Below are 225 nucleotides of genomic sequence, written 5' to 3'. Positions count from 1 at the left end.
CAAGGTGAAGTCGGTCGCCGAGCTCGTCGAGAAGCTCAAGACCGAAGCCGGCGTCCTCTAAGGTTCGAGAAAGGAATTACGACCATGGCCATTCTTCTTCTGGCTGACCACGACAATCAAAGCCTTTCCGACCAGACCGCCAAGGCGTTGACCGCCGCTACCCAAATCGGCGGCGATGTTACCATCCTCGTCGCCGGCAAGGGCGCCAAGCCTGCCGCCGATCAG

The 225-nt window shown here is 60.0% G+C and carries 1 pseudogene; it reads left to right on the top strand.

What is annotated here, in order from left to right:
- Positions 1–84: 84 nt before the first annotated feature.
- A pseudogene (locus ACPYOI_RS37410) lies at positions 85–225 on the top strand (electron transfer flavoprotein subunit alpha/FixB family protein); the annotation flags it as partial.

It is taken from the genome of Rhizobium sp. SVR5-2C, from assembly GCF_056755115.1.
The sequence above is the reverse complement of the archived record's forward strand: the minus strand, read 5'-3'. Positions and strand labels throughout refer to the sequence as shown.